The sequence below is a fragment of the Salmonella sp. HY31 genome (assembly GCF_042604575.1).
Lineage (GTDB): Bacteria > Pseudomonadota > Gammaproteobacteria > Enterobacterales > Enterobacteriaceae > Salmonella > Salmonella diarizonae.
Genome location: NZ_CP170479.1, coordinates 4126636 through 4151352 on the forward strand (window position 1 = coordinate 4126636; position 24717 = coordinate 4151352).

25 protein-coding genes and 1 tRNA gene are annotated in these 24717 nt (G+C 49.9%); 13 read left to right on the forward strand and 13 right to left on the reverse strand.

Annotated features, from left to right (window positions below; translation table 11 throughout):
* Positions 1 to 15: 15 nt before the first annotated feature.
* Genes ACE15A_RS19660 through hemW form a run of 4 tightly spaced genes read left to right on the forward strand, consistent with a single transcriptional unit; the run spans position 16 to position 2599 of the window.
* Positions 16 to 582: a YggT family protein gene (locus tag ACE15A_RS19660; protein ID WP_001094848.1), complete on the forward strand. Its 567-nt coding sequence runs from the start codon at positions 16 to 18 to the stop codon at positions 580 to 582.
* On the forward strand, positions 579 to 869 hold the full coding sequence (gene yggU, locus ACE15A_RS19665; RefSeq protein ID WP_129382500.1) for a DUF167 family protein YggU: 291 nt from the start codon (positions 579 to 581) through the stop codon (positions 867 to 869). The genes ACE15A_RS19660 and yggU overlap by 4 nt, the downstream gene beginning before the upstream one ends.
* 7 nt (positions 870 to 876) lie before the next feature.
* The gene (locus ACE15A_RS19670; RefSeq protein ID WP_001174766.1) at positions 877 to 1470 is read left to right on the forward strand and encodes an XTP/dITP diphosphatase; all 594 of its coding nucleotides are present in this window, start codon (positions 877 to 879) and stop codon (positions 1468 to 1470) included.
* Positions 1463 to 2599 carry a radical SAM family heme chaperone HemW gene (gene hemW / locus ACE15A_RS19675; protein ID WP_053508151.1) on the forward strand — a complete coding sequence of 379 codons (1137 nt, stop codon included), beginning with the start codon at positions 1463 to 1465 and terminating at the stop codon, positions 2597 to 2599. Before ACE15A_RS19670 ends, hemW begins: the two co-directional genes overlap by 8 nt.
* 115 nt (positions 2600 to 2714) lie before the next feature.
* Here hemW and ansB read toward each other — a convergent pair whose 3' ends face one another.
* The 4 genes from ansB to trmB all read right to left on the reverse strand — a co-directional run bounded on the left by ansB (position 2715) and on the right by trmB (position 5765).
* Positions 2715 to 3761 (reverse strand): L-asparaginase 2, encoded by a 1047-nt coding sequence (ansB, locus tag ACE15A_RS19680; RefSeq protein ID WP_053508152.1) that lies wholly within the window; start codon positions 3759 to 3761, stop codon positions 2715 to 2717.
* A 189-nt stretch (positions 3762 to 3950) separates the two neighbouring features.
* A complete protein-coding gene (locus ACE15A_RS19685; protein ID WP_053508153.1) occupies positions 3951 to 4670 on the reverse strand; it encodes a DUF2884 domain-containing protein in 720 nt (239 codons plus the stop codon).
* A 49-nt stretch (positions 4671 to 4719) separates the two neighbouring features.
* The gene (locus ACE15A_RS19690) at positions 4720 to 5046 is read right to left on the reverse strand and encodes a YggL family protein (protein WP_001107559.1); all 327 of its coding nucleotides are present in this window, start codon (positions 5044 to 5046) and stop codon (positions 4720 to 4722) included.
* Complete coding sequence (gene trmB, locus ACE15A_RS19695) at positions 5046 to 5765, reverse strand: tRNA (guanosine(46)-N7)-methyltransferase TrmB (RefSeq protein ID WP_023247100.1); 720 nt, start codon at positions 5763 to 5765, stop codon at positions 5046 to 5048. Before trmB ends, ACE15A_RS19690 begins: the two co-directional genes overlap by 1 nt.
* 154 nt (positions 5766 to 5919) lie before the next feature.
* On the opposite strand from trmB, the gene mutY reads away from it, so the two are divergent.
* The 4 genes from mutY to ACE15A_RS19715 all read left to right on the forward strand — a co-directional run bounded on the left by mutY (position 5920) and on the right by ACE15A_RS19715 (position 9946).
* A complete protein-coding gene (gene mutY / locus ACE15A_RS19700; protein WP_053508154.1) occupies positions 5920 to 6972 on the forward strand; it encodes an A/G-specific adenine glycosylase in 1053 nt (350 codons plus the stop codon).
* 27 nt (positions 6973 to 6999) lie between these two features.
* Positions 7000 to 7275 carry an oxidative damage protection protein gene (locus ACE15A_RS19705; RefSeq protein ID WP_000091706.1) on the forward strand — a complete coding sequence of 92 codons (276 nt, stop codon included), beginning with the start codon at positions 7000 to 7002 and terminating at the stop codon, positions 7273 to 7275.
* 112 nt (positions 7276 to 7387) lie between these two features.
* Entirely contained in the window at positions 7388 to 8473 is a 1086-nt protein-coding gene (gene mltC / locus ACE15A_RS19710) for a membrane-bound lytic murein transglycosylase MltC (RefSeq protein ID WP_044136154.1), read from the forward strand.
* Between the two features lie 216 nt (positions 8474 to 8689).
* On the forward strand, positions 8690 to 9946 hold the full coding sequence (locus tag ACE15A_RS19715; RefSeq protein WP_053508155.1) for a nucleoside permease: 1257 nt from the start codon (positions 8690 to 8692) through the stop codon (positions 9944 to 9946).
* Positions 9947 to 10027: 81 nt separating this feature from the next.
* On the opposite strand, the gene ACE15A_RS19720 is transcribed toward ACE15A_RS19715, so the two are convergent.
* The gene (locus ACE15A_RS19720) at positions 10028 to 12163 is read right to left on the reverse strand and encodes an ornithine decarboxylase (RefSeq protein ID WP_129382501.1); all 2136 of its coding nucleotides are present in this window, start codon (positions 12161 to 12163) and stop codon (positions 10028 to 10030) included.
* Between the two features lie 425 nt (positions 12164 to 12588).
* Between ACE15A_RS19720 and ACE15A_RS19725 the strand changes: the two genes are divergently transcribed.
* Both ACE15A_RS19725 and ACE15A_RS19730 read left to right on the forward strand, forming a co-directional pair.
* Positions 12589 to 13296 (forward strand): DUF554 domain-containing protein, encoded by a 708-nt coding sequence (locus ACE15A_RS19725; protein WP_023247095.1) that lies wholly within the window; start codon positions 12589 to 12591, stop codon positions 13294 to 13296.
* A gap of 105 nt (positions 13297 to 13401) precedes the next feature.
* Positions 13402 to 13477, forward strand: a tRNA-Phe gene (locus tag ACE15A_RS19730).
* Positions 13478 to 13682: 205 nt separating this feature from the next.
* On the opposite strand, the gene ACE15A_RS19735 is transcribed toward ACE15A_RS19730, so the two are convergent.
* From ACE15A_RS19735 to ACE15A_RS19750, 4 genes are all read right to left on the reverse strand, one after another.
* A complete protein-coding gene (locus ACE15A_RS19735; RefSeq protein WP_064055798.1) occupies positions 13683 to 14741 on the reverse strand; it encodes a site-specific integrase in 1059 nt (352 codons plus the stop codon).
* A 41-nt stretch (positions 14742 to 14782) separates the two neighbouring features.
* Positions 14783 to 16438: a conjugal transfer nickase/helicase domain-containing protein gene (locus ACE15A_RS19740; protein ID WP_129382356.1), complete on the reverse strand. Its 1656-nt coding sequence runs from the start codon at positions 16436 to 16438 to the stop codon at positions 14783 to 14785.
* A complete protein-coding gene (locus ACE15A_RS19745; protein ID WP_053507738.1) occupies positions 16431 to 17921 on the reverse strand; it encodes a UvrD-helicase domain-containing protein in 1491 nt (496 codons plus the stop codon). Before ACE15A_RS19745 ends, ACE15A_RS19740 begins: the two co-directional genes overlap by 8 nt.
* Before the next feature lie 123 nt (positions 17922 to 18044).
* Complete coding sequence (locus tag ACE15A_RS19750; RefSeq protein WP_226998535.1) at positions 18045 to 18254, reverse strand: hypothetical protein; 210 nt, start codon at positions 18252 to 18254, stop codon at positions 18045 to 18047.
* 272 nt (positions 18255 to 18526) lie between these two features.
* On the opposite strand from ACE15A_RS19750, the gene ACE15A_RS19755 reads away from it, so the two are divergent.
* The 3 genes from ACE15A_RS19755 (at position 18527) to ACE15A_RS19765 (ending at position 20327) form a co-directional block, all read left to right on the forward strand.
* Complete coding sequence (locus ACE15A_RS19755; protein WP_129382355.1) at positions 18527 to 18823, forward strand: hypothetical protein; 297 nt, start codon at positions 18527 to 18529, stop codon at positions 18821 to 18823.
* A gap of 304 nt (positions 18824 to 19127) precedes the next feature.
* On the forward strand, positions 19128 to 19565 hold the full coding sequence (locus tag ACE15A_RS19760; protein ID WP_129382354.1) for a hypothetical protein: 438 nt from the start codon (positions 19128 to 19130) through the stop codon (positions 19563 to 19565).
* Positions 19566 to 19850: 285 nt separating this feature from the next.
* Positions 19851 to 20327 (forward strand): uracil-DNA glycosylase, encoded by a 477-nt coding sequence (locus ACE15A_RS19765; RefSeq protein ID WP_053507735.1) that lies wholly within the window; start codon positions 19851 to 19853, stop codon positions 20325 to 20327.
* Between the two features lie 194 nt (positions 20328 to 20521).
* Here the strand turns inward: ACE15A_RS19765 and ACE15A_RS19770 are convergent, their stop codons facing one another.
* The 4 genes from ACE15A_RS19770 to ACE15A_RS19785 are packed head-to-tail and all read right to left on the reverse strand — an operon-like array spanning position 20522 to position 24694.
* Positions 20522 to 21790 (reverse strand): glycosyltransferase family 2 protein, encoded by a 1269-nt coding sequence (locus ACE15A_RS19770; protein WP_053507734.1) that lies wholly within the window; start codon positions 21788 to 21790, stop codon positions 20522 to 20524.
* Positions 21783 to 22844: a hypothetical protein gene (locus ACE15A_RS19775; RefSeq protein WP_129382353.1), complete on the reverse strand. Its 1062-nt coding sequence runs from the start codon at positions 22842 to 22844 to the stop codon at positions 21783 to 21785. The genes ACE15A_RS19770 and ACE15A_RS19775 overlap by 8 nt, the downstream gene beginning before the upstream one ends.
* A gap of 3 nt (positions 22845 to 22847) precedes the next feature.
* Positions 22848 to 23969, reverse strand: coding sequence for an acyltransferase (locus ACE15A_RS19780; protein WP_001305675.1), 1122 nt, complete (start codon positions 23967 to 23969; stop codon positions 22848 to 22850).
* Positions 23966 to 24694: a hypothetical protein gene (locus ACE15A_RS19785; protein ID WP_128972545.1), complete on the reverse strand. Its 729-nt coding sequence runs from the start codon at positions 24692 to 24694 to the stop codon at positions 23966 to 23968. Before ACE15A_RS19785 ends, ACE15A_RS19780 begins: the two co-directional genes overlap by 4 nt.
* Positions 24695 to 24717: the final 23 nt, after the last annotated feature.

Below are 24717 nucleotides of genomic sequence, written 5' to 3' on the forward strand. Positions count from 1 at the left end.
AAACTGAGGAACGCCATGAATACGTTGACCTTCCTGCTCTCAACGGTAATTGAGCTGTATACCATGGTGCTATTATTGCGCGTGTGGATGCAGTGGGCCCGCTGTGACTTTTACAACCCTTTCTCCCAGTTCGTGGTGAAAATTACGCAGCCCATTATCGGACCGCTGCGCCGTATTATCCCGCCAATGGGGCCGATTGACAGCGCTTCCCTACTGGTGGCGTTTATTCTTAGCGTTATTAAGGCGATAGTGCTGTTTAAGGTGATTACGTTTCAGGCGATTATCTGGATCGCCGCGGTGCTTATCTTACTTAAAACAATCGGCCTGCTGATCTTCTGGGTTCTGCTGGTCATGGCCATCATGAGCTGGGTGAGCCAGGGTCGTAGCCCGATTGAATATGTATTGATTCAGCTTGCCGAGCCGCTGCTCAGCCCGATTCGCCGTATACTGCCTGCGATGGGCGGCATCGACTTCTCGCCGATGGTTCTGGTGCTGCTGCTGTATGTCGTTAATATGGGGATCGCTGAAGTCTTACAAGCGACAGGCAACATGTTGCTGCCGGGGTTGTGGATGGCGTTATGAGTGCTGTGACTCGCTACGAAGACGGTCTGGTGTTACGGCTTTATATTCAGCCGAAAGCCAGCCGCGACAGTATAGTGGGCTTACATGGCGACGAGGTGAAAGTCGCCATTACCGCCCCGCCGGTTGACGGTCAGGCAAACAGCCATCTGCTCAAGTTTCTCGGCAAACAGTTCCGCGTGGCGAAAAGTCAGATCGTCATCGAAAAAGGCGAGCTGGGCCGTCACAAACAGGTAAAAATTATTCACCCGCAACAGATCCCGCCGGAAATTGCGGCGTTAACTGAGTAGGTATTCCATGCAAAAAGTTGTTCTCGCGACCGGCAACGCCGGTAAAGTGCGTGAGCTCGCGTCGCTGTTAAGCGATTTTGGGCTTGATGTGGTAGCGCAAACGGAACTGGGCGTCGACTCCGCGGAAGAAACCGGCCTGACGTTTATTGAAAACGCGATTCTCAAAGCGCGTCATGCCGCTAAAATGACCGGTCTGCCCGCCATTGCCGATGACTCCGGTCTGGCCGTTGACGTTTTAGGCGGCGCGCCAGGTATCTATTCCGCGCGCTATTCTGGCGAAGACGCGACAGATCAGCAAAATCTGGAAAAACTGCTGCATACTCTACGGGATGTTCCGGACGACAAACGCCAGGCGCGATTCCATTGTGTGCTGGTTTATCTGCGTCATGCGGAAGATCCCACACCGATAGTCTGTCACGGTAGCTGGCCTGGCGTTATTACTCGCCAGGCGGCCGGAAATGGTGGATTTGGCTATGATCCCATTTTCTTCGTACCGTCTGAAGGCAAAACCGCCGCAGAGCTAACCCGTGAAGAAAAAAGCGCGATTTCCCATCGTGGACAAGCACTCAAGCTGCTGCTGGATGCGTTACGCAATGGCTAAACTACCGCCGCTCAGTCTTTATATTCATATTCCCTGGTGCGTACAAAAATGTCCGTATTGCGACTTCAATTCCCATGCGTTGAAGGGCGAGGTGCCGCATGACGACTACGTCCAGCATCTGTTAAGCGATCTGGATGCCGACGTCGCCTGGGCGCAAGGACGTGAAATAAAGACCATTTTTATTGGCGGCGGTACGCCAAGCCTGCTTTCCGGGCAGGCGATGCAAACGCTGTTGGACGGCGTGCGTGCGCGCCTGAATCTGGCGGCGGATGCGGAAATTACCATGGAAGCGAACCCTGGCACGGTCGAAGCCGACCGCTTCGTCGACTATCAGCGCGCCGGCGTAAACCGGATCTCCATTGGCGTGCAGAGCTTTAGTGAGCCTAAGCTGAAACGTCTTGGCCGTATTCACGGTCCACAAGAGGCGATGCGGGCAGCAATACTGGCAAATGGGCTTGGGCTACGCAGCTTTAACCTGGACTTGATGCATGGATTGCCGGATCAAACGCTGGAAGAGGCGCTGAACGATTTGCGACAAGCGATTGCGCTTAATCCGCCGCATCTCTCATGGTATCAATTGACGATTGAACCCAACACCCTGTTCGGTTCGCGTCCGCCGGTTCTACCGGACGATGACGCTCTGTGGGATATCTTTGACCAGGGCCACCAGTTATTAACCGCCGCTGGCTATCAGCAATACGAAACGTCGGCCTATGCCAAACCCGGTTATCAGTGCCAGCATAATCTGAACTACTGGCGCTTTGGCGACTATCTGGGTATTGGCTGCGGCGCCCACGGTAAAGTCACCTTCCCGGACGGCAGGATCTTGCGCACTACCAAAACTCGTCACCCACGCGGTTATATGCAGGGACGTTACCTGGAAAGCCAGCGTAACGTTAGTGATGACGATAAACCCTTTGAGTTCTTTATGAACCGTTTTCGGTTGCTGGAACGCGCGCCTCGCGCCGAGTTTGTCGACTATACCGGGCTTAGCGAAGATATAATTCGTCAACAGATGGATGAGGCTATCACACAAGGTTATCTGACCGAGAGTGAAGATAGCTGGCAGATCACCCGGCACGGTAAGCTATTTTTAAATTCGCTGCTGGAGCTGTTTTTAGCGGAATGATGCCGTAAATGCGCAGGCCGGATAGGACCTTGCGCCCCATCCGGCAAACTACCGGATGGCGCTACGCTTATCAGACCTACAAAATTAGAGTGATAAGCGTAGCCGCCTTTAACGATTAGTACTGATTAAACATCGTTTGGATCTGTTTCGGATCTTTGGTCTGGGTTAACGCCAGTTGCAGTAAAACACGTGCTTTTTGCGGGTTCAGCGTGCCGGAGGCGACAAAGCCGTATTTTGCATCATCTACTTCCGCATCCTGCGTGGTTGCGCCAGTCGGCACACGTGAGGAACGCACCACTACCGTACCGTTATGCGCGGCGGTCGCCAGGGTATCAAAGACCGTTTTATACAGGTTGCCATTACCCACGCCTGCACTCACGATCCCCTCGTAACCTGCATCTACCAACGCTTTTGCCGGCAGATCGGACGCATTCGCATAGTTATAAATGATACCAACTTTCGGCAGCGCGGTCAGCCTGGACACGTCGAATGGGGTGGAGGTGGTATGTTTACGCTCTGGCGTACGCTGGTAGTCAATTTTACCGTTGTGAATATAACCCAGCGGGCCGTAGTTAACCGCTTTAAACGTCGCCACGTCAGTCGTATTGGTCTTAGTGACGTCGCGTCCGTCCATGACGGTATCGTTCATTACCACCAGCACGCCGCGGTTGGCGGACTGTTTATCAGCCGCTGTTACTACCGCATTATAGAGGTTAAACGGACCATCTGCGCTCATTGACGTGGAGGGCCGCATCGCGCCGACCAGTACCACGGGTTTATTGCATTTAACGGTCAGATCGAGGAAATAAGCGGTCTCCTCCATCGTATCAGTGCCGTGGGTGATCACGAAACCGTCGGTACTGTCGCACTCAGTATTGATTTTTTTCGCCAGCGTGAGCCAGACCTCATCGTTCATATCCTGCGAGCCAATGTTAACGACCTGCTCGCCTTTCACTACCGCAATGTCCTTCAGTTGAGGAACGGCATCCACCAGATTTTCGACGCCGACTTTACCTGCCGTATAATTTGATTTTGTTGCTGAATCACCGCCGCCAGCAATCGTTCCGCCGGTCGCTAAGATGGTGATATTCGGTAAAGCGAACGCCGCGCCGCTGAAACCCATTACCAGAGCAGCTAATGCCGTTTTCCTGAAAAACTCCATGTTATATCTCCAGTTATGTCAATTGGTCGCATTATCCCAATATTGCAGACGAATAATGTGACGACATACGATTAACTAGCGATATATATCTGACAGAGAGGATTTTTTAGAGATGGGTAACAAAATACAGGAAAAAACAGAATAAAAAGGCGCAGATGCGATCTACGCCATTGTTTAAAAATGGGAAGATTATTTCAGGCTGCCGACCAGCGCTTTGCGGTTGTCTTCCAGGGTCACCACGCGGCTACAGACATCTTTGCCAAATTGCTGGAAATCTTTCTCCTGGTTTTTCCATTCGTTCTGGATGGCAGTTTGCAAACCACCGAGACTGCCCATCACGCCCTGTAAAGGGTTACCGCCGCCTTTAAGCACCGCTTTGGCGCCCATTTCGTTAATGCTGTCCTGCAAAATACCGCCCATCGTCTGGTTCACCAACTGCTGACCGTCGGCTCGCACCTGGTCGATAGCCTTATAATGGAACGTCAGGCCGTCCGTACGATGTTCGATAATGCGGTTCATTTGCGCTTTTAATTGCGCATCAAGCTTCGTCAGGCGGCTGCGCATGTTACTGCTTTCGCCCACCTCTTTAGCGATGATTTTATCCAGCGCCACGCGGCCTTTTTCGACGCGCGATCGGGCGCCCTCATCAATCCACGGCAGCGCGCTTCGCAGCTCCGCCTGGTAATCTTTCGCCTGCTCGCGCTGCGCGGCGCTAAGGGTGTACTGCTTACCGTTGTACATCACATTGCCGTCCGGCGTGATCACCAGGTTGCCGTTTTCACCTTTCACCTGCACCGTTTGTGGACTCAGGATCACATCGTCACGCGGTGTGACGCTGCATTTGTAATCTGCGTGAGCGGCCATCGCCGTAAACGTTAGCACTGTCGCCAGCAGCGTTTTGCGCATCATAACTTTCCCTCAAGACAAAGCGGGTCGGCATATGCCGACCCTGTACTTATTAGTCCCACCAAACGTCGAAAAGTTCGCTGGTACGGACTTCTTCAAGGTTGCGCGCTTCCAGCCACTTACGCACAATCGCCTGATGTTCTTCAGTACATTTACCGATTTCCTGCATACAAATCAGCCCTTCCCAGGCCAGGTAGCCGCTGCCATCAAACGCCAGCTTATTAGGCTCAATAACGTCATTAATAAAGTCATCGACAGTCTTATCGATCTGCTCTTCAGATGTACCTTCCGGAAAACGCCATGCCACCGAAAATCCTAATTCCTGGAATTCGTCAATGTGCATTTTTTTACGCAGACGACGACTACGGTTCTTTGCCATTACTTCACCCTCTCGAACATTAAGTCCCATACGCCATGACCAAGACGATGGCCACGTTGTTCAAATTTCGTTACCGGGCGCGATTCCGGGCGCGGTACATAATCATTGCTCTCTGACAGATTTTTGTACCCGTCGATAGAAGACATTACTTCAAGCATGTGTTCCGCATACGCTTCCCAGTCGGTCGCCATATGGAAAACGCCGCCCAATTTCAGCTTGCTCAATACCAGTTCAGCAAACGGCACCTGAACGATACGGCGTTTATTATGACGCGCTTTATGCCACGGGTCAGGGAAAAAGAGCTGAACCATCGATAAGGAATTGTCAGGAATCATTTTATGCAAAACTTCTACCGCGTCGTGGCACATGACGCGCAGGTTTTCAACGCCCTCTTCATGAGCGGACGCCAGACACGCGCCGACGCCGGGCGAATGCACTTCAATACCGAGGAAATTCTGCTCCTGGCGCGCTTTCGCCATCGCCACGAGAGACGCCCCCATGCCAAAACCAATCTCCAGCGTCACCGGCGCTTCGCGACCAAACAACGTGGCGAAATCTACCGGCGCTTCGCTGAACTCGACGCCCATCACCGGCCAGTAGTTTTCCAGCGCGTGTTCTTGCCCCTTTGTCAGTCGCCCCTGGCGACGAACAAAACTACGAATACGGCGCAGTGGGCGGCCGTTTTCATCAAATTCCGGTGAAATGACGTCGTTTTTCATAAAAGTGTAGTCTGCTGTGTTTGAGTTCTGAAAACGGGCATTATCCAAAGTTAGTTGCCGGATGCAAGCATGAAGCGCACTGCGGAAAGTTCCGGTTTACACCCTGCGGCCTCTGTGCTGCAATCTTGCCCCCGGCAATAATGAATGAGTTTCCATGCAAGCGTCTCAATTTTCAGCCCAGGTTCTGGACTGGTACGACAAATACGGGCGGAAAACGCTGCCCTGGCAAATTAACAAGACGCCTTACAAAGTATGGCTCTCGGAAGTCATGTTGCAACAAACGCAGGTGACGACGGTTATTCCTTACTTTGAGCGATTTATGGCGCGCTTTCCCACGGTGACAGATTTAGCGAATGCGCCGCTGGATGAAGTACTCCATTTGTGGACCGGGCTCGGCTATTACGCCCGCGCGCGTAATTTGCATAAAGCGGCGCAACAGGTGGCGACGCTTCACGGTGGAGAATTCCCGCAAACTTTTGACGAAATCGCCGCGCTCCCCGGCGTCGGGCGTTCAACCGCCGGCGCGATTCTCTCCCTGGCGTTAGGTAAACATTATCCGATTCTTGATGGAAACGTTAAACGTGTGCTGGCTCGCTGTTATGCTGTTAGCGGCTGGCCTGGAAAAAAAGAGGTGGAGAATACGCTGTGGACGTTGAGCGAACAAGTAACGCCCGCAAGTGGCGTGGAGCGTTTTAATCAGGCGATGATGGATCTGGGCGCGATGGTTTGTACGCGTTCAAAGCCAAAGTGCACCCTGTGTCCGCTGCAAAGCGGTTGTATCGCCGCTGCGAATGAAAGCTGGTCACGCTATCCGGGCAAGAAACCGAAACAGACATTACCGGAGCGTACCAGCTACTTTTTACTGCTACAGCATCATCAGGAAATTTTCCTGGCGCAGCGCCCTCCCAGCGGTTTATGGGGCGGATTATACTGCTTCCCGCAGTTTGCCAGTGAAGATGAACTGCGCGAATGGCTGGCGCAACGGCATGTTAACGCTGATAATTTGACCCAGCTTAACGCGTTTCGCCATACATTTAGCCATTTCCATCTGGATATTGTGCCTATGTGGCTTCCCGTGTCGTCACTGGACGCCTGCATGGATGAAGGCGGCGCGCTCTGGTATAACTTAGCGCAACCGCCGTCAGTCGGACTGGCGGCGCCCGTGGAGCGCTTGTTACAGCAGTTACGTACCGGAGCGTCAGTTTAACGCCCCGGTCGATAAAGAGGATGACTTATGAGCAGAACGATTTTTTGTACTTACCTGCAACGCGACGCTGAAGGACAGGATTTTCAGCTCTACCCTGGCGAGCTGGGAAAACGTATCTATAACGAGATATCCAAAGACGCGTGGGCGCAGTGGCAGCATAAGCAGACCATGTTGATTAACGAGAAAAAGCTCAACATGATGAACGCCGAGCACCGTAAACTGCTGGAGCAGGAGATGGTGAGCTTTCTGTTCGAAGGGAAAGACGTTCATATCGAAGGTTATACGCCGGAAGATAAAAAATAGGCCCGTTGCCGAATGACGCTGCGCTTATTCGGCCAGTGAACTATGCCGGATAAGCCCCTGGCGCCGCTGTCCGGCAACGTAGCATAACGACAACACAACATGCACTCCCGGAATGATGAAAAAATTACTCGCGCTTGCTGTTATTGCGCCGTTGCTCATCTCCTGTTCCAGTTCGACCAAAAAAGGCGAGACGTATAATGAAGCCTGGGTCAAGGATACCAACGGCTTTGATATTTTGATGGGGCAATTTGCCAACAACATTGAAAATCTGTGGGGATATAAGGAAGTCTTGATCGCGGGGCCGAAAGACTACGTCAAATATACCGACCAGTTCCAGACCCGCAGCCACATCAACTTTGATGATGGGACCATTACCGTTGAAACCATCGCCGGGACGGAACCTACCGCACATCTGCGCCGGGCCATTATTAAAACGTTGCTCATGGGTGACGATCCAACCTCCGTCGATCTTTACTCCGATGTCGATGACATTAAAATTTCCAAAGAACCCTTCCTGTATGGTCAGGTCGTCGACAATACCGGTCAGCCTATTCGCTGGGAAGGCCGCGCCACAACATTCGCGGATTACTTGCTGAAAACGCGGCTCAAAAGCCGCAGTAACGGCCTGCGTATTATTTACAGTATCACCATTAATCTGGTGCCTAACCACCTTGATAAACGCGCGCATAAATACATTGGTATGGTACGCCAGGCCTCCCGTAAATACGGCGTTGACGAGTCGCTGATTCTGGCGATTATGCAAACGGAGTCCTCGTTTAACCCGTATGCGGTCAGCCACGCGGATGCGCTGGGCCTGATGCAGGTGGTGCAACACAGCGCCGGGAAAGATGTGTTCCGTTCTCAGGGTAAATCCGGCACGCCAAGCCGCAACTTCCTGTTTGACCCCGCCAGCAATATCGATACCGGCACAGCGTATCTGGCGATGTTGAATAATGTGTATCTGAGCGGTATCGAGAATCCGACGTCGCGGCGCTATGCGGTCATTACAGCCTACAATGGCGGCGCAGGCAGCGTATTACGCGTATTCTCGAACGATAAGACTCAGGCTGCGAATATGATTAACCGCATGTCACCGGGGGATGTGTACCAGGTATTAACTACCCGACATCCGTCTGCGGAGTCGCGCCGCTATCTGTATAAGGTAAATTCTGCCCAGCGATCGTATCGCCGCCGATAAACCATCGCCTCCCGCCTCTGGCTGGTCACATAACAGGGGCGGGACAGGCGAAAAGTGTTAACTACGTCACTCTTTCGCTTTGCAATCAGAAATTGTTTGCAAATATTTGTCACAGGTAACAAAAAAAACCCCCCTCATTGATAGAATTACACCAAATCACAACGGCAAATGTGCCTTTTAAAACACCCATCCGCTCTCAGGTGTGAGGAAATTAACATGAATCTTAAGCTGCAGCTTAAAATACTCTCTTTTCTGCAGTTCTGTCTGTGGGGAAGCTGGCTCACTACCCTGGGCTCGTATATGTTCGTCACCTTAAAATTTGACGGTGCATCTATTGGCGCAGTTTATAGTTCACTGGGGATTGCCGCCGTCTTTATGCCGACCTTGTTAGGGATTGTGGCTGACAAATGGCTGAGCGCGAAATGGGTCTATGCCCTGTGCCATGTCGTCGGCGCCATCACGCTGTTTATGGCCGCGGAAGTCACTACGCCAGGGGCGATGTTCTTTGTGATCCTGCTTAACTCGTTGGCCTATATGCCGACGTTGGGCTTGATCAACACGATATCGTATTACCGCCTGCAATCTGCCGGCATGGATATTGTGACTGACTTCCCGCCTATCCGCATCTGGGGCACCATTGGCTTTATTCTGGCAATGTGGGGCGTGAGTTTCTCCGGTTTCGAGCTGAGCCATATGCAGCTTTATATCGGCGCGACGCTTTCCGTTCTGCTGGTACTGTTTACCTTTACCCTGCCGCACATTCCGGTGGCGAACCAACAGAAAAACCAGAGCTGGACATCGATGCTGGGCCTTGACGCTTTTGCGCTATTTAAAAATAAGCGGATGGCTCTTTTCTTCATCTTCTCCATGATGCTGGGCGCGGAACTCCAGATCACCAACATGTTTGGCAACACCTTCCTGCATAGCTTTGATAAAGATCCGCTGTTCGCCAGCAGCTTTATCGTGCAGCACGCCTCGGTGATGATGTCGATTTCGCAGATTTCTGAAACGTTATTCATCCTGACCATTCCGTTCTTCCTGAGTCGTTATGGTATTAAGAACGTTATGCTTATCAGTATCGTGGCGTGGATGCTGCGTTTCGGCCTGTTCGCTTATGGCGACCCAACGCCGTTCGGTACCGTCCTGCTGGTACTGTCGATGATCGTGTACGGCTGCGCCTTCGATTTCTTCAACATTTCTGGCTCGGTGTTTGTCGAAAAAGAAGTACGCCCGGAAATCCGCGCCAGCGCGCAGGGGATGTTCCTGATGATGACCAACGGCTTCGGCTGTATCCTGGGCGGCATTGTGAGCGGTAAAGTGGTGGAGTATTACACTCAAAACGGCATTACCGACTGGCAGACCGTGTGGCTCATCTTCGCGGGCTACTCGTTGGTGCTGGCCTTCGCGTTCGTAGCCTTGTTCAAATATAAACATGTTCGCGTTCCGGCGGGTTCTCAATCCGTCGCGCATTAATAGTTGCCCGATTTCGCAGGCCGGATAAGACGCGAAAGCGTCTTATCCGGCATTAACGCCTTATCTGGCCTGCTGGCAACGTTATTTTAAAACATACCCGTACAACCGTTTAATTCCATCGGTATCGGTCTCGCTGTACACTCCCTGCAATTCCGGCGAAAAACCGGGCAACAAATTGATGCCCTCTTCCAGCGCCAGAAAATAACGCTGCGCCGCGCCGCCCCAAATCTCCCCCGGCACCACGCATAGTACGCCCGGCGGATATGGTAATGCCCCCTCGGCAGCAATACGCCCATCCGCCTCACTGAGGCGCACCAGTACTACATCGCCGCGAATAAAGGCGCTGTTGGCATCCTGTGGGTTCATCGCCACATGCGGCAGGCTTTCTTTGCGGAACATCGCCTTTTGCAGATCCTTAACGTCGAAGCTAACGTACAGGTTGTGCATCTCCTGACATAGCTCACGCAGGGTGTAATCGCGGTAACGCACCGGGTATTTCTGAAAAACCGTCGGCAATACATCCGCAAGCGGCGTATCGTCTTCAATGTGCCGTTCAAATTGTGCCAGCATCGCGACTAGCCGCGCCAGTTTCTCTGCGCTCTCGGCAGGCGTCAGCAAGAATAGAATCGAGTTGAGGTCGCACTTCTCAGGCACAATACCGTTCTCACGCAAATAGTGGGCAAGAATGGTCGCCGGGATGCCGAATTCGGTGTATCGCCCGCTATCGGCATCAATACCTGGCGTGGTCAGTAACAGTTTACAGGGGGCGACAAAATACTGGTCATCCGCGTAGCCTTCAAAGCCATGCCATTTCGCCCCAGGTTCAAAACTGAAGAAACGACGATCGCTGGCAATGCTCTCCGTCGGATATGCCTGCCACGGCTTGCCGTCAACCTCCAGTGGAATAAAGGGCTGAAGCAGTTTGCAACGGGCGAGGATGGCTTTACGCGCGTCAATGCCCAGTGCAACGCACTCCGCCCACAGGCGGCGACCGCTCTCCCCTTCGTGGATTTTGGCATTGATATCCAACGCCGCAAACAGCGGATAGAACGGGCTGGTTGAGGCGTGCAACATGAAGGCGTTGTTCAGGCGTTTGTGCGGGCAAAAACGCGCCTGGCCGCGAATATGGTTATCTTTTTTGTGGATCTGCGAGGTTTGTGAGAACCCCGCCTGTTGCTTATGTACCGATTGGGTCACAAAGATCCCTGGGTCGTTTTCATTGAGCTCCAGCAGCAACGGCGAGGTATCCGCCATCATATTGATAAACTGCTCATAGCCTACCCACGCGGAGTCAAACAGGATGTAATCGCAGAGATGCCCGATTTTATCCACCACCTGACGGGCGTTGTAAATGGTACCGTCATAGGTACCAAGCTGAATGATTGCCAGGCGGAACGGACGCGGCGCATCGGCTCTTTCCGGCACCACGTCACGAATCTGGTCACGCAGGTACGTTTCATCAAAACAGTGCGCATCAATACCGCCAATAAAACCAAACGGGTTGCGCGCCGCTTCAAGATAGACCGGCGTCGCCCCAGCCTGAATCAGAGCGCCGTGGTGGTTGGATTTGTGATTATTACGATCAAACAGCACCAGATCGCCGCGCGTTAGCAGAGCGTTGGTGACCACTTTATTCGCTGCCGAAGTCCCATTTAGCACAAAGTAGGTTTTATCCGCATTAAACACTTTTGCCGCAAATTTCTGCGCGTGTTTAGCAGAACCTTCGTGTATTAGCAGATCGCCAAGTTTCACATCGGCGTTACACATATCCGCACGAAACAGGTTTTCACCAAAAAAGTCATAAAAGTGACGGCCTGCGGGATGTTTTCTAAAAAATTCGCCATGCTGGTGCCCCGGACAAGCAAAGGTGCTGTTACCCATGTCGACATACTGGGTCAGGGTGTCATAAAAGGGAGGCAGAAGCTCCGCTTCGTAGCGACAGGCAGCGTTTTCCAGCTCCAGCCATTCCTGCGCGTTACCGCCTATTACCGCCGTAACGCCGGCAGGCGCACTGACGAGTTCATCCGTAAGCATAAACACCGGCAGGTGAAAACCAGTGCGTTTAAGCAACGCCAGAATGCCGCTATGGCTGTCGGCAGCGGTAATGACGACTGCGGCCACATCGGTAAAGTCGGTACTGTCCAGCGCCACCACGTTTCGGTGGGTGGAGAGTCGGGAGATGAGTTCACCGCTGGCGGCAATATTCATTGATTTCATAAGCGCAAATACCCGTTTCGGGAGTAGAGTAACCCCGGACAAGGCCCGATGCCTTGCCCAACGAGATGCCGGGTCAAACTGGATACCAGCTCCGACCGCCAGACATCAGTAAAAACAGACTGTTTCTGATTTTACTGTTGTCCTGCAGTGAGCGTGCGCTGCCCTCACCGCATAGCGGGGACGACAAAAAAAAGGAAAGAAAGGGGCAAACCTCGCGCAGTCAGGCGACAGTGAAGACAATATAAAGGCGCTATGTTCATCCCGGCGAGCCCCATGCTGGCAGGAGAAATTTCGCGCAATCATGGCACCTTTCACCAGACGGCGCAAGGTAAAATCAGCGCTCCACACGTCACAGATAATCAAGCTATCAACAGCTTAATCGCGCGATAATAGGGCAATTTAAAAAATAAATAACAGGAGTTAGTGTGGTAATTGGACCTTTTATTAACGCTGGCGCAATTTTATTCGGCGGCGTTTTTGGCGCGCTGTTAAGTCAGCGTCTGCCAGAACGGATCCGCGTCTCAATGACGTCTATTTTTGGCCTGTGTTCTCTGGGAATTGGTATTCTGCTGGTGATGAAGTGCGCTAATCTTCCGGTGATGGTGCTGGCGACACTGGTCGGCGCGCTTATCGGCGAGTTTTGTTTGCTGGAAAAAGGCATTAATGGCGCAGTCGCGAAAATCCAACAATTATTTATGGCATCGGGTAAGAAACCGACACATGAGTCATTTATTCAAAGTTATGTCGCTATCATTGTACTGTTTTGCGCCAGCGGCACCGGTATTTTCGGCGCAATGCATGAAGGGATGACCGGCGACCCGAACATTTTGATCGCTAAATCTTTTCTGGATTTTTTCACCGCCATGATTTTCGCCTGTTCGCTTGGCATCGCCGTTTCGGCGATTTGCGCACCGATGTTGATTATCCAGTTAACGCTTGCCGCCTGCGCCACCCTCATTCTTCCGCTGACCACGCCGGCAATGATGGGCGACTTTAGCGCAGTGGGCGGACTGCTGCTGGTGGCAACCGGCTTGCGTGTATGCGGGATCAAAATGTTTCCGGTGGTGAATATGCTCCCGGCTCTGTTGCTGGCAATGCCGATTTCCGCCGCATGGGCGGCATTTTTTGCCTGACGCGGCGTGCAATAACAACAAAGTGGTGATAGATTGTGCAGTCTGCGTTGATTTGAAGAAATTTCGTTGACGAAGCGAGGCGATTACGGTTTAATGCGCCCCGTTGCCCGGATAGCTCAGTCGGTAGAGCAGGGGATTGAAAATCCCCGTGTCCTTGGTTCGATTCCGAGTCCGGGCACCACCGCATCAAAGCACGTTGGTTAAGGGATGAGATCCTTAACGGGCGTTTAATACAGGATTCGGTCATTACGGAATCTCCATCAGCGTAGCACTGGTACACTGGTTGAATTCAGAATCGTATCCTCAAACAGGGTGTCTGTTCCAGCAGACGCCCTGTTCTCGTTGCTGCATATTCTTACAACCTGAAATATCCCTGTCAAGCTGTGTTAATTTTCCGTCTCTTCTTCCCTGTTCTCTCCCTCTTTACAAACCTCACTGACCGTTCGTGTATCGGTATACAGACCCAGTGCCGTTTCCAGCGTTCCGGCTGCGGATGCAGCACTGACATCCACATACTCCATAGTCGTCGCAATACTCTGATGCCCCAGCATGGATTTAACCAGATGCATGTTTCGCTCCGGTGACTCCATCAGAATCGTCGCCAGTGTGTGCCTGAAACGGTGGGCAGAAACCAGAAAACCACACTCCCGTGACAGACGTCTGAAAAATCCCTTAACCGCCTGATGGGCCCGCGCCGGGCAATACTCATAATCATCAGGTTCAATGCAGTCTGTAAACCGGCAGACATCAAACAAAAAATCATCAGAACCGGCACCCATACGTCGGGCCCGTGACAGGAGGAGTTCCAGGGGCGCTTTCAGTGGTGCCACGATCGGCACACACCACTCCCGGTGTGTTTTACTCCCCTCCAGTTGCAGTTCAATCACCCCTTCTCCGGGACGAACATCCTTCAGCCTGATATGCTGCAGCTGATTAAAGCGCATCCCGGTATAACGCAACACATCCAGAACCGTCAGCCAGTATCTTGCCGGATACAGAGCATTACGTCTCCGATCGCAGGGTACCCTCTGCTGTGTTTCATATTCAGCAAACTTCTGAACAACCAGATAAACCTGGATCATCTGATCTTTGTTCAGCGTCTTCTTCTTTTTCGCCTCCTTTGCCACTGATGCCTCACATAACGGGTTTTCTGTCTGGGGCAACAGCCCTTTTTTGATCCCGAACCCAAAAATCGCCCGGAGATGCGCCACCTTGTTATTCCACGTGTATGTTGAAAGTGACTGCGTTTTCAGAACCTGACGTCGCCAGTGCTGAATATCACGCTGGGTTACATCCGCCGGAAATACCCCCTCGCCCATAAAATCAACAAATCCCCGGACAACCTTGCGGTAACTCCATTCCGTATCCGGACGCAGGTTTCTCGAGAAAAAATACTCATCAAGCAATTCATCCCAGGTCAGTTTCCCGGCCTTCTTTGATCCCATAAAAGCTCCATAACAAATCATTCCTTCCCCGCAGCATGCCGTCACGGAAATGTGATAAACGGACTGTCTCCGGGGCTCTCATTCCCGCTGAACAGACTGCGGCTTTTCACCAGGTAACCGCTGACAGGTTGATAGCGCCCTGTTCGTTCTGCCGAATCATACAGTCTGGCCTGAACAAAACGCTCTCCGGAACGAACCCGGTGAAGCCCCGCACGCTCAAATACGGACTGAATATAACGGCGATCGTGGTTACTCCCCGTCTGTTTCAGATACAGGTAAAACACATCCGGTACACGCAGAAAAGCATATCCGGCAATCAGATGAACTCTGGCATCAGGCTGATTCACCGGGATCTCTCCCGAATCCAGTCCATGTCTGAGCCATTCAATAAATTCACCACCATTGCCCGGAGCCCTGACATTTTCCGTACTGTTCCGGTCCTGTGAGTGCTCTGGTGATTTTTTTATCTCCTGAGCCTGCTCACTGATACATAAAACAGAGCCAAAAATCCCCGTGTCTTGCGCAGGATCACTTTCCGCGCCAGCCTGTTCACTGTTTGCACAACCTGATTCATCAGAAACTGTCTCTTTATTTTCAACAGGTTCTGCCACATCAACCTCAGGGAGATCTGTGTCATCACTGACTGCTGAAAACAGGCTCAGCAGCATATCGGTATCATCATGGACACTCTGCTCCTCCGGTGGCTTTTCCTCTGCGCCTGTTGCAGACTGCAACGTATCCGGGACGACTGCTTCTGTTTCATCGGTTCCTGAAACAGAGGGCTGCAGCGTAAATTCACCCACCTCCGGGACGGTCACCAACATTTCCGGCGCAATGGCCTCAGTTGATGTTTCTGGCTGGCTGTCAGATGGCACATTGTCTTCAGACTGCACAGTGTTTTCCGGGAGCAAAGGTGCTGTTACGGCTTCCGTCACCTGTAATGCGAGGAGCGGACTCTCCACCTCTTCTGCCGCTATTTTCAGGACTGAGCGAATCAATGCCATCTCCGGATGCTGATGCCAGACCGCTCCCGCCAGATTCTGTAATGCCCCCGGCACAGTGGCCAGCCATGCTGTCGCCCCCTCCGGCAACAACTGCCCGGCCATCACCGCTGCCAGTTGCTGTGCCTCTGAGCCCTGCAGACGTGGCTGTCGGTAGCGGAAACGAAATGCCTCATCCGGTGATGACATCCCCGGCTGCCATAACTTTCCGCTGACCAGTTCCCCCTCCAGGTGTGCAAGAAGTGGCAGGTGATAAAACAGTGCCGACCAGAACACCACGACATTCCATACACCGGACTGCGCAGCCTGCTCTTCCGGTGTGGCACCGGGCGGAAACATATATCCTCTGGCCAGACGAACGGCATAGGTGGTGAACTGCAGCGTCAGGTCGCCAAAACCGTTGGCATCTGCCCACCGGGAGTCTCCGGCTGCGGGAACGTTCTGCGCCGCCATCAGGAGTTTTTGTACCGGAGTAAGACAGAACTGCTGATACACGTCAGATGGCATACTGCTGTTTTCCCATAACTGCTTCAGACACTGTTTCCTGCGTGGTGTGGACGTCAGCTCCTCTGCAGTCCCGGGCATATAAAAACCTTCCGGCAGATGTTCCGGCTGGCGTGCGGTTTCCGGGGCGGTTGTCTCAGCACTGCTGGCATTGCTGTTACCGGGAAGCAGTTTTTTCAGGCGATTAAACATTTTCCCCCTCCTGCCCGCATACCGTATCTTCTTCTGACGGGGATGTATCAGCAGCCTTCTGGCTTTGTTCACTTACCAGCTGACGCATCAGACTGTTCAGTACCAGGGTTTTACGGGCCCGGGTGACCGCAACGTAAAACAGGTTAGTTTCGTCCCTCCGTTCATCTTCCGGCATCAGCGGGTCGGTGATATCCGCAAAATCCTCATCCAGTATCACCACCGGCCATTCCAGCCCCTTACTGCGGTGGGCCGTTGACACGGTAATATCCGCATCCTTCTCACTCGTGACGGTGTGCTCCCGCAGAAGCTTCAGTTTCACCGGCAACGGGAAACAGATATCCAGCAGGCGAATGGCCTGATTCATCTCCACATCCCGGGTGGATTTGGCTATCCGGCAGTATTCATCAAAATCGCGGTAATCCCGCCGCAGTGCATCAGACTGCATCTTTTCCGGCATATCAGCAGAAAACCAGTACAGGTCCTCCAGTGCCTCAGTCCGGTAGCCTTCAATACCGCCCACCCAGTACACCTTCCTGCCACTCAGACTGGCCATCAGCGCCGTGCATATCACTCCTGCCACCGTCCGGCTCAGTACCGTCCGGGGCCCTTCCGGTTTATCCGCTCCGGTACGGCTCATCAGTACTTCATCTTCCCCGCCACTGCCGGTCACCTGTCGTGTCTCACCGGCACGCTGCAAAAGCAGATTCGCCATCCGGGCCACTGACGGACCAAAACGAAAACTCTGCGTCAGCCACAGACGGTCTGCATCGTTCAGAACAGGATGAGAAAGCGCATCATCGGCACCACGAAAGCGGTAAATCTGCTGGTAACGGTCACCCACCAGGATTACCCGGCAGGACTGACTGAGTACCAGCGCAGACGTCACCGGATTGGCGTCCTGTGCCTCATCAAACAGAATGGTATCCCAGCGCCGGGACAGGTCCGGGAATGACAACTGGAACAGCTTCAGGTAGGTATCATGCGTGACAGGGAATGAGCCATCAGGGCAACTCATCTCATGCCAGAGTACCTGTACCGCCTGCAGAATGGCTGAGACATCCGTACCGGCCCGTGCGTCCTCATCCGGTAAATGCTGCAGCCCCGGTTCCTTGTCAGCACTACACAGAAACTGATTCAGGCTGCTGAGTGCAAGACGAACCAGCAGCCAGTGACGGGTGTTCAGCTTTCTGGCCACATCCGTGATGCGCAGACTGGCAATCAGACGATTCCGGTAATGTCTGCCGAAGCGCGACCAGGCCAGTTGGTGGGAGGTTTTGCACTCCACATTAAACGGAAATTTACGCTCAGCCTCATCGCGTACAGCGCGGTTATAAGCCAGATACAGTATTCTGCTGTCGGGGTTTGCCAGTGCATACTGAACCAGGGTACTGGTCTTTCCTGTACCAGCAAAGGCGTTCACAACCAGTTTCTGCCCCTGCCAGTGGATAATAGCAGACTGTTCATCGGTGGGTATCAGTGACATACAGGCCCCTGTAAAGAAAAAATGGTGCGCACACTCTGTATCACTGCAGAACGTGCACACCATCATTAACTCTTTACCGATATCAGGAAATTATTCTGTCCGGCGAGTACCAGAGCGGACTGATTAGCGGCAGGCGTAATAACCACGGATACCGGAAAACTGGCCTTTCTTACCGCCGGGGAAGTAATACGCAATGGTGCTTTTCACGCCGTTCCCACTGACAACTGTTGTACAGGAATACAACCAGTCGTTTTTCAGTTTTGTCCATCCATCGTAGGTTTCCAGTTCACCCCATTCACTGATAATACTCTGAAGGGCGTCAGATGAAGCCACCTGTGCGGCGCCAAGTGTAAATCGCTGTTCCGTCGTATGCACGACATGTTAAATATATCTCACTGAAACATTTCCACATCCTACCGCTTTTTGTTCCGAACAATTATTTCATAAATAGCGATTCTGAATACATCCCTAATGACTTTATGCTGACAAGCATCAGAACTTTCTGTGCATCAAGCCTTTAAATTCAAAAAATAGATTGTAACATATTAATTTTGCGGTTGTTTTTTATTTCTGATAAACATTATGATTCCTGAGGCATAAGTGAAATGCACAAGAATATTTTAACCGCAATTTTATTACTGGTTTCAGAACCAGTTCTGTCAGCTACATATATGTATAATTTTCTGTGGGTACCGGTAAATCCATTAAAACATGCTGAAGGCTCCCCCGTAGTTGTGGATGATTACAGTGAATCATCTTATTCTACCGTTACCATCAATCCTGTTGGAGATCAGAACAGACTGGTACTGAGCGAGTGCTGGGGAAAAGAAGGGCCCATATGGGGCATCTGGCCAGGTCACTGCCTGGATTGTCGTACCAGAGGGATGGAAAAAAACAACTGAAGGTGTGGAATATAATATACAATTTGATGATCCCCGCTGAATACCACCAACTAACGGCAGCCATGTTCCGGGTTATATCACCCGTATATCCCAGAAAAACCATAAATGGACAGATACAAATTTTGCAAAATGTATTCCCACTGGTACTTTATTTCAATGGGATGATTATGAAGCTGCAGCTAAATCAGCAAAAATGAAAATCTACTTTCGCAGAGGAAGCATGTATCCGGGTAAGTACAATATAACTATCCCCTGGTACTGATCATATGAAGAAAATAAACACGACGGCAGAGAAGGTAAAGATGTGGCCGCACAGGCAGCCAGATTGACTCTGAATCATGGCATTCCAGGCACGATATCCATCCCCGTAACCATCACCAGTAAATGTGATTTCTCTGTGGCACCGCTCAACTTAACTCACGGAACAATGTCCGGAAGACAAGCAAACGGGCATCAGACAAAACCTTATAATCTGAATATAAAATGTGACACAGGAACATCAGTTTCCGTAAAACTAAAAGGGGCACATCCTGTATCAGGTAAAACAGCTAATTTTACACAATGCGGAAATGGGGGGCTGTGCGAACTGACATTCAACGGAAACAAGTATAATGAAACAATGACAGTAACTGGAAACAATCTTGCCTTATCCATAACATCCACGTACCACCTTAAAAATCCATCATCTCCTGTCGCCGAATCGTTTGAAGGAAGCGGCATTCTGGAAATACAAGTTTTGTAATTCCGGCGACCGACAATAATTGCCTGGTGGTATAATTGCCACCAGGGTATAATATGAAGTAATAACTTAACAGCACACATCTCTTCACGTTTCACTTTAAAGACACACCATTTACATTACCATATATACTGAAAAAATTAACATACAGACAGATATATGAAAAGAGATATCAACTTCACACTAAAAAACAAAGAAATAACCAGACAACGATATGAATCTTTATACCTTCCCCACATCGCACCTCTGACCAGATGAGTACAGAGTTATAAAAAAAATGGTACAGACATGCCATGGTTTGATCCCGCTGATGGTGGAATTAACGCCCGAATACTAATATTATTACAATCTCCTGCAAAAAGTGAACTTTCTCCTCGTTTTGTGTCACAAGATAACCCTGGCCCATCGCAGCAGAATCTCAACCGCTTTCTTAAACAGGCTAAAATAAAAAGACAAAACATCATTATCTGGAATACTATTCCATGGCTGATGCCGACCAACACAAAGATTATTCCGACCAGAGAAAATATAAACAAAGGTCTTAATATAATAAAATCTCTGATGCCTTTACTGAAAAACGTAAGAGTGATACTCCTAGCTGGCTCAGTCGCATCAAAAACCAGAATATTTTTTGAAAAAGAATATCCTCATATAGTATTGCTGAACATGCCTCACCCAAGTCCGTTATCACTCTGCCGCTCTCCTGACATTTCTACAAAAATAAAAGACACATTACAGCAGGCATATTTATTAACAGCATCATGATGCATATATACCTTCTCCCGCATATTAAAAGAATACACAAAAGCAAAGGTATTCAGACTTCATATACCATGGAACCAGTCTGTACTGGCTCCACTATTATTTAATTTTAACGCTGACAAAAACTTCATTTCCTGGTTGAATGATAATAACCACAACGAAGATTTTTATGTGTTTCACACACTCTGTCAGCAAAACTATTCTCTTTCTTTATTATAATGTCTGAATCGGACTGTCTTATCCCAGCGAACCTCTCTTTCCAGAAGTTTATCCAGAATCAGGTTAACGGCTCCCCGGCTTATTGTCACGGCACTCACCAGATATCCCGCAAGACTCAGAGGCAGAAGCCTCAAACGTCGCCCATGCCCGTCAAGCCGCACGGCCACAGCCATCTGAAAAAATGCCGCCAGATTGCCAAACCCACCAAACATAACCAGCGTCATAGCTGTTATTGATAACTGCAAAATCCATGCTGGCTGGATATACCATGTAAAAAGAACAATCCCCCACCCGACAAGCGTTAGCGGAGCAATTGCATAACATCCAAGCAACATTAAAGCATCCATTTTTTGCATAATATTCAGATGACTGTTATATAAACTACTAAATAAATAGCGAACCATAACCTGGTTATGTCCCTTTGCCCACCGCTGAAGCTGTCGGACACGCACTTCCCAGGTTTCCGGTACCTCCTCATAGCACTCAGCAGTATTCACATACTGCACCCTCCATCCCTTCTCCAACATTCTGAAAGTCAGATCAGTATCTTCAGCCAGCACATCCTCACGAAACCCGCCCACAGCTTCCAGAGCATGAACTTTAATTGCTCCTACAGTTCCACCAAACTGGGGCAGTAAACCTGTATTTTGTCTTGCCTGCTGATCACCCTGATATCCCGCCGAACGTTCCATATCCAGCAAACGGGTCAGAAGGTTTCTCCCCGTATTTTGAGGCACAACTCTGCCCATGGTCACGCCAATCTGAGGGTCAAATAACGGCGCAACTATTTGTTTCAGTAATCCCGGTGCGGGCAAATAATCCGCATCAAAAATAACATAAACTTCGCTTTCAGGAGCCTGTCGGACAGCATCCATAAGAGCGGCTGGCTTTCCTGCCCGCCCATCACGACGATGGAAAGGTTTTATAAGATGGGGATAACGCGCAGCCCAGTCATCACAGACAATGCGTGTTCCATCGGTTGAGCGATCATTTACCGGGATAATACATAACCTGTCATGTGGATAATTCGTTTTCAACAGAGATTCAATACAATGACCGACAACGGCTTCTTCATTATGAGCTGCAATAAAAACAGTGAGCGTCGGCCATGGTGCATCCTGTATGCCTTCAAAGCCTGTTTTTTGCCGACTAAAAAGCCGGTTCATACCAAATATAAAATGACGGATACTATATAAAAACATTATCAGAGAGATAACAAGCAGGAATCCTCCTGTTACTTCAACCATTCTCTTTCCCTCCATTTTGCGTCATAAGACGGTAATGGATAATCTGGGCACTGGTTTCTTCCAGAATATTCCAGTGTTCTCCTTTTTGACGCCAGTGTTGATTGTCTTCAAACCAACGAACAGCACGTTCATTCATTCCGGCATCCATAAGAGCCAGCGCCATTAATCCCCATGGATAATTAGTTCTGGCCATTTCTTTCCAGTCATTTTCATATTTGTCAAGCCAGCGGATGGCATCTGCACGGGTTGGGCGAGGACCATATCCCTCCATCCATGCAAAAGGAACAGCCACTGCATGAGGATAAAAACGCGGTTTGTCATAATTTGCATTCAGAGCCAGTTTTTTTAAGGCAAAGATATCCTGTCCGAACGCCTTTTCCATTGCTTTCCGCAGATCGCTGACATCCTGTTCAAAACGCCGGGCCTGTATTTCATCACCAGTCTGCCGAAAGTAATTAGCCAGATTCTCCAGAGCATTAAGAACTTCAACATTATCTTTAAACAATGCATAACCAGCATATCCGCGCGTGTCATGAGGAAAAACGCTGTAGATACCATTATCCATGCGTAATGACATTAATGCCTTCAGTGCACGATCAAAACTTGATTGCCAGACAGATGGCAGAGGCTTATTATCACTCATATTTACAAGCAACTGTAACCACCTGGCCAGTGTTGCATCATCAGAATCAGCTCTCCCACAGTATTTCCAGCTCCCCTCCAGCTTACAATAACGCCCAAAGCGACCATCGCTTCGCTGATTCAGAATCCCCCATCGAATAAATTCGAGAGATGTCTTCCGGATATCCATTCCCGCTCGTCGTGCCAGCTCCAGAGAATATAAACCAAAATAAGGATCAGCTACATCACCATTTTTGAATGTAATTAACAACCCATCTCTGGTCTGATATTTTCTCAGATCCAGCGAACTTGAGCCAGACTCATTCTTAACTGAAGAAATAAGATTATCCTCTGCGAAAGCTACGTTTCCGGACAAAAAAAACAAAAGGGATAAAAAAACAAAAAACCGAAAAAACATTAAATAACTCAGCATATATTATTCTCTCACTGTAGACGCCATCACTGCAGAATGTTTTTTATTAAAACGACATTCGATATGCCGCCATGTCCAGTCAGAAATCAATAGTAACAAAAATAAATACAACACCAATACTAACGTTCCGCTCACCCGGGTATTAAACGGCGACAGACCCAGAAGTTCACTGCACCGTTGAACTTCAGCCCCCAGGAATAACAATAAAGCCTGATTCATAAAAACAGAGTAAGCACGCTCAGACAACCATCTGAATACAGGTAATTTCAGCGCCCTGGTGTAATCGCCCCCATCATAACTGAAGACAAATAAAAATAACGTCAACATTGGTAATAACAAAAATGTCTGCCTGGTATCAGCCTTCACAACTGTCATAAAAGCCAGTACGACCATCAGCATTAATGTCTGTAACAAAGGTAACCAGCGCAAAACCTTCGACGAAAGAACACAGTAATGGCAACGAATCTCTGCTGCAAGCGCACCAAGGAAGAAACAGGACAGTGCCCTGAAAATGCCATAATCCTGACTGCTGGTCATATAATGAGGTGCATATTTAATCAATATATATACAGATACAGAACAAATCAGTGTAAATAATATAATCCTGAGTCTTCTGGCAAAAACAAGAATCCCCCCCATCAGTAACGAACAGTAAAGGATAGCCCCCAGCGACCATGCCGGGAAATTATAGACCAGGTTTGGTAACAGTCCTCCCCCCTGCAGCAAGAAAAGATGAACAAGAAAAGCATAACCATCCCATGGTAGTGCTGGCATACCTCCCGGCGTCTCTCCCAGAATAAATCGGGTCGTCAGGCACTGCAGCCACCATGAAACAACTGGCACAATCATAATAAGAAGCGTTGTTACCAGATGCACTGGCAATAATCGTTTTATTCTTTTCCCACTAAAAAGTAAATAATGACGAAACGTTGTCAGTCGTTCACGATATACTGATAATAAAATAAACCCACTTAGGCCAAAAAAAAGATTCGTGAATACAAAAGCATGACGGAACAATACCCATTGATCGCCAAGAAAAGGGGCCGGAAAATGTGAACAGGCAATCAGTAATGCACAAATTCCCCGCATTCCATCCAGTGTATCAAATCGGTGAGTCTCTTTCACAAAACCTCCACAGAAGCGGCCATTCCGTAAAATGCTATCAGATAGCAGGAGAGCAAAAAGACAGTTCCCAGGCTTCCAGTTACAGGAAGTATCAGTGGCCCTGCCCATAACAGAATTAACCAGTGCCACAAAGCAATCACAGGTACGATCAATATAAGATAAAGTTCTGCCAGTAACACCCACCCCAGACGCAATACCAGATTCCCAGGGAGGGTAAATGCCATGATTGCAAAAAATAATGGACCAAGAACAACGAACCAGTATCCGGCATGAAAAATTGTGGCCAGATATGCATTCATATCAGGATATTCAGGTTCTCTCATTAACTGATACCCTCCAAGAGACAAAAAAAGAAGAACACCAGATATTCTCAGAAAATATCTGAAAGGAAGGTAACGGGAAGGCACAAAAAAAGATAATCCAGATAATATCAGGGCACCTGTAAAAATCCGTAACATGCTTTCCGCAGGAGTAACTGACAGTAAAGGAGAGCTAACAGAGACATTCAGGGCATTATCCCTGGATATCACCACACCCAGAACACTTCCGGTCCATTCTCCAAGCCCACTAAATATCAGATGCCAGCTATAGAATATCCAGATATCCTGCCACTGGAGCCAGGCACATAATCCAGCCATTAAAATAATGCCACTGAGTACAACCGGAAGGTTACGTGCGTCATAATGACGCAGTCCTCTCAAAGAGGAATAATTATCATCAACCATGGAAAAATATCAGTTATCAACAT

Bases quoted from the DNA above. Each gene is read 5' to 3' on its own strand.
- ansB (WP_053508152.1), bottom strand. From the start codon at position 3,761: ATGGAGTTTTTCAGGAAAACGGCATTAGCTGCTCTGGTAATGGGTTTC.
- ACE15A_RS19685 (WP_053508153.1), bottom strand. From the start codon at position 4,670: ATGATGCGCAAAACGCTGCTGGCGACAGTGCTAACGTTTACGGCGATG.
- ACE15A_RS19705 (WP_000091706.1), top strand. From the start codon at position 7,000: ATGAGCAGAACGATTTTTTGTACTTACCTGCAACGCGACGCTGAAGGA.
- ACE15A_RS19765 (WP_053507735.1), top strand. From the start codon at position 19,851: ATGCCATGGTTTGATCCCGCTGATGGTGGAATTAACGCCCGAATACTA.
- ACE15A_RS19735 (WP_064055798.1), bottom strand. From the start codon at position 14,741: ATGGGATCAAAGAAGGCCGGGAAACTGACCTGGGATGAATTGCTTGAT.
- mltC (WP_044136154.1), top strand. From the start codon at position 7,388: ATGATGAAAAAATTACTCGCGCTTGCTGTTATTGCGCCGTTGCTCATC.
- ACE15A_RS19670 (WP_001174766.1), top strand. From the start codon at position 877: ATGCAAAAAGTTGTTCTCGCGACCGGCAACGCCGGTAAAGTGCGTGAG.
- ACE15A_RS19715 (WP_053508155.1), top strand. From the start codon at position 8,690: ATGAATCTTAAGCTGCAGCTTAAAATACTCTCTTTTCTGCAGTTCTGT.
- ACE15A_RS19785 (WP_128972545.1), bottom strand. From the start codon at position 24,694: ATGGTTGATGATAATTATTCCTCTTTGAGAGGACTGCGTCATTATGAC.
- yggU (WP_129382500.1), top strand. From the start codon at position 579: ATGAGTGCTGTGACTCGCTACGAAGACGGTCTGGTGTTACGGCTTTAT.
- trmB (WP_023247100.1), bottom strand. From the start codon at position 5,765: ATGAAAAACGACGTCATTTCACCGGAATTTGATGAAAACGGCCGCCCA.
- ACE15A_RS19740 (WP_129382356.1), bottom strand. From the start codon at position 16,438: ATGTTTAATCGCCTGAAAAAACTGCTTCCCGGTAACAGCAATGCCAGC.
- ACE15A_RS19660 (WP_001094848.1), top strand. From the start codon at position 16: ATGAATACGTTGACCTTCCTGCTCTCAACGGTAATTGAGCTGTATACC.
- ACE15A_RS19690 (WP_001107559.1), bottom strand. From the start codon at position 5,046: ATGGCAAAGAACCGTAGTCGTCGTCTGCGTAAAAAAATGCACATTGAC.
- ACE15A_RS19720 (WP_129382501.1), bottom strand. From the start codon at position 12,163: ATGAAATCAATGAATATTGCCGCCAGCGGTGAACTCATCTCCCGACTC.
- ACE15A_RS19745 (WP_053507738.1), bottom strand. From the start codon at position 17,921: ATGTCACTGATACCCACCGATGAACAGTCTGCTATTATCCACTGGCAG.
- ACE15A_RS19775 (WP_129382353.1), bottom strand. From the start codon at position 22,844: ATGCTGAGTTATTTAATGTTTTTTCGGTTTTTTGTTTTTTTATCCCTT.
- mutY (WP_053508154.1), top strand. From the start codon at position 5,920: ATGCAAGCGTCTCAATTTTCAGCCCAGGTTCTGGACTGGTACGACAAA.
- ACE15A_RS19755 (WP_129382355.1), top strand. From the start codon at position 18,527: ATGCACAAGAATATTTTAACCGCAATTTTATTACTGGTTTCAGAACCA.
- ACE15A_RS19770 (WP_053507734.1), bottom strand. From the start codon at position 21,790: ATGGTTGAAGTAACAGGAGGATTCCTGCTTGTTATCTCTCTGATAATG.
- hemW (WP_053508151.1), top strand. From the start codon at position 1,463: ATGGCTAAACTACCGCCGCTCAGTCTTTATATTCATATTCCCTGGTGC.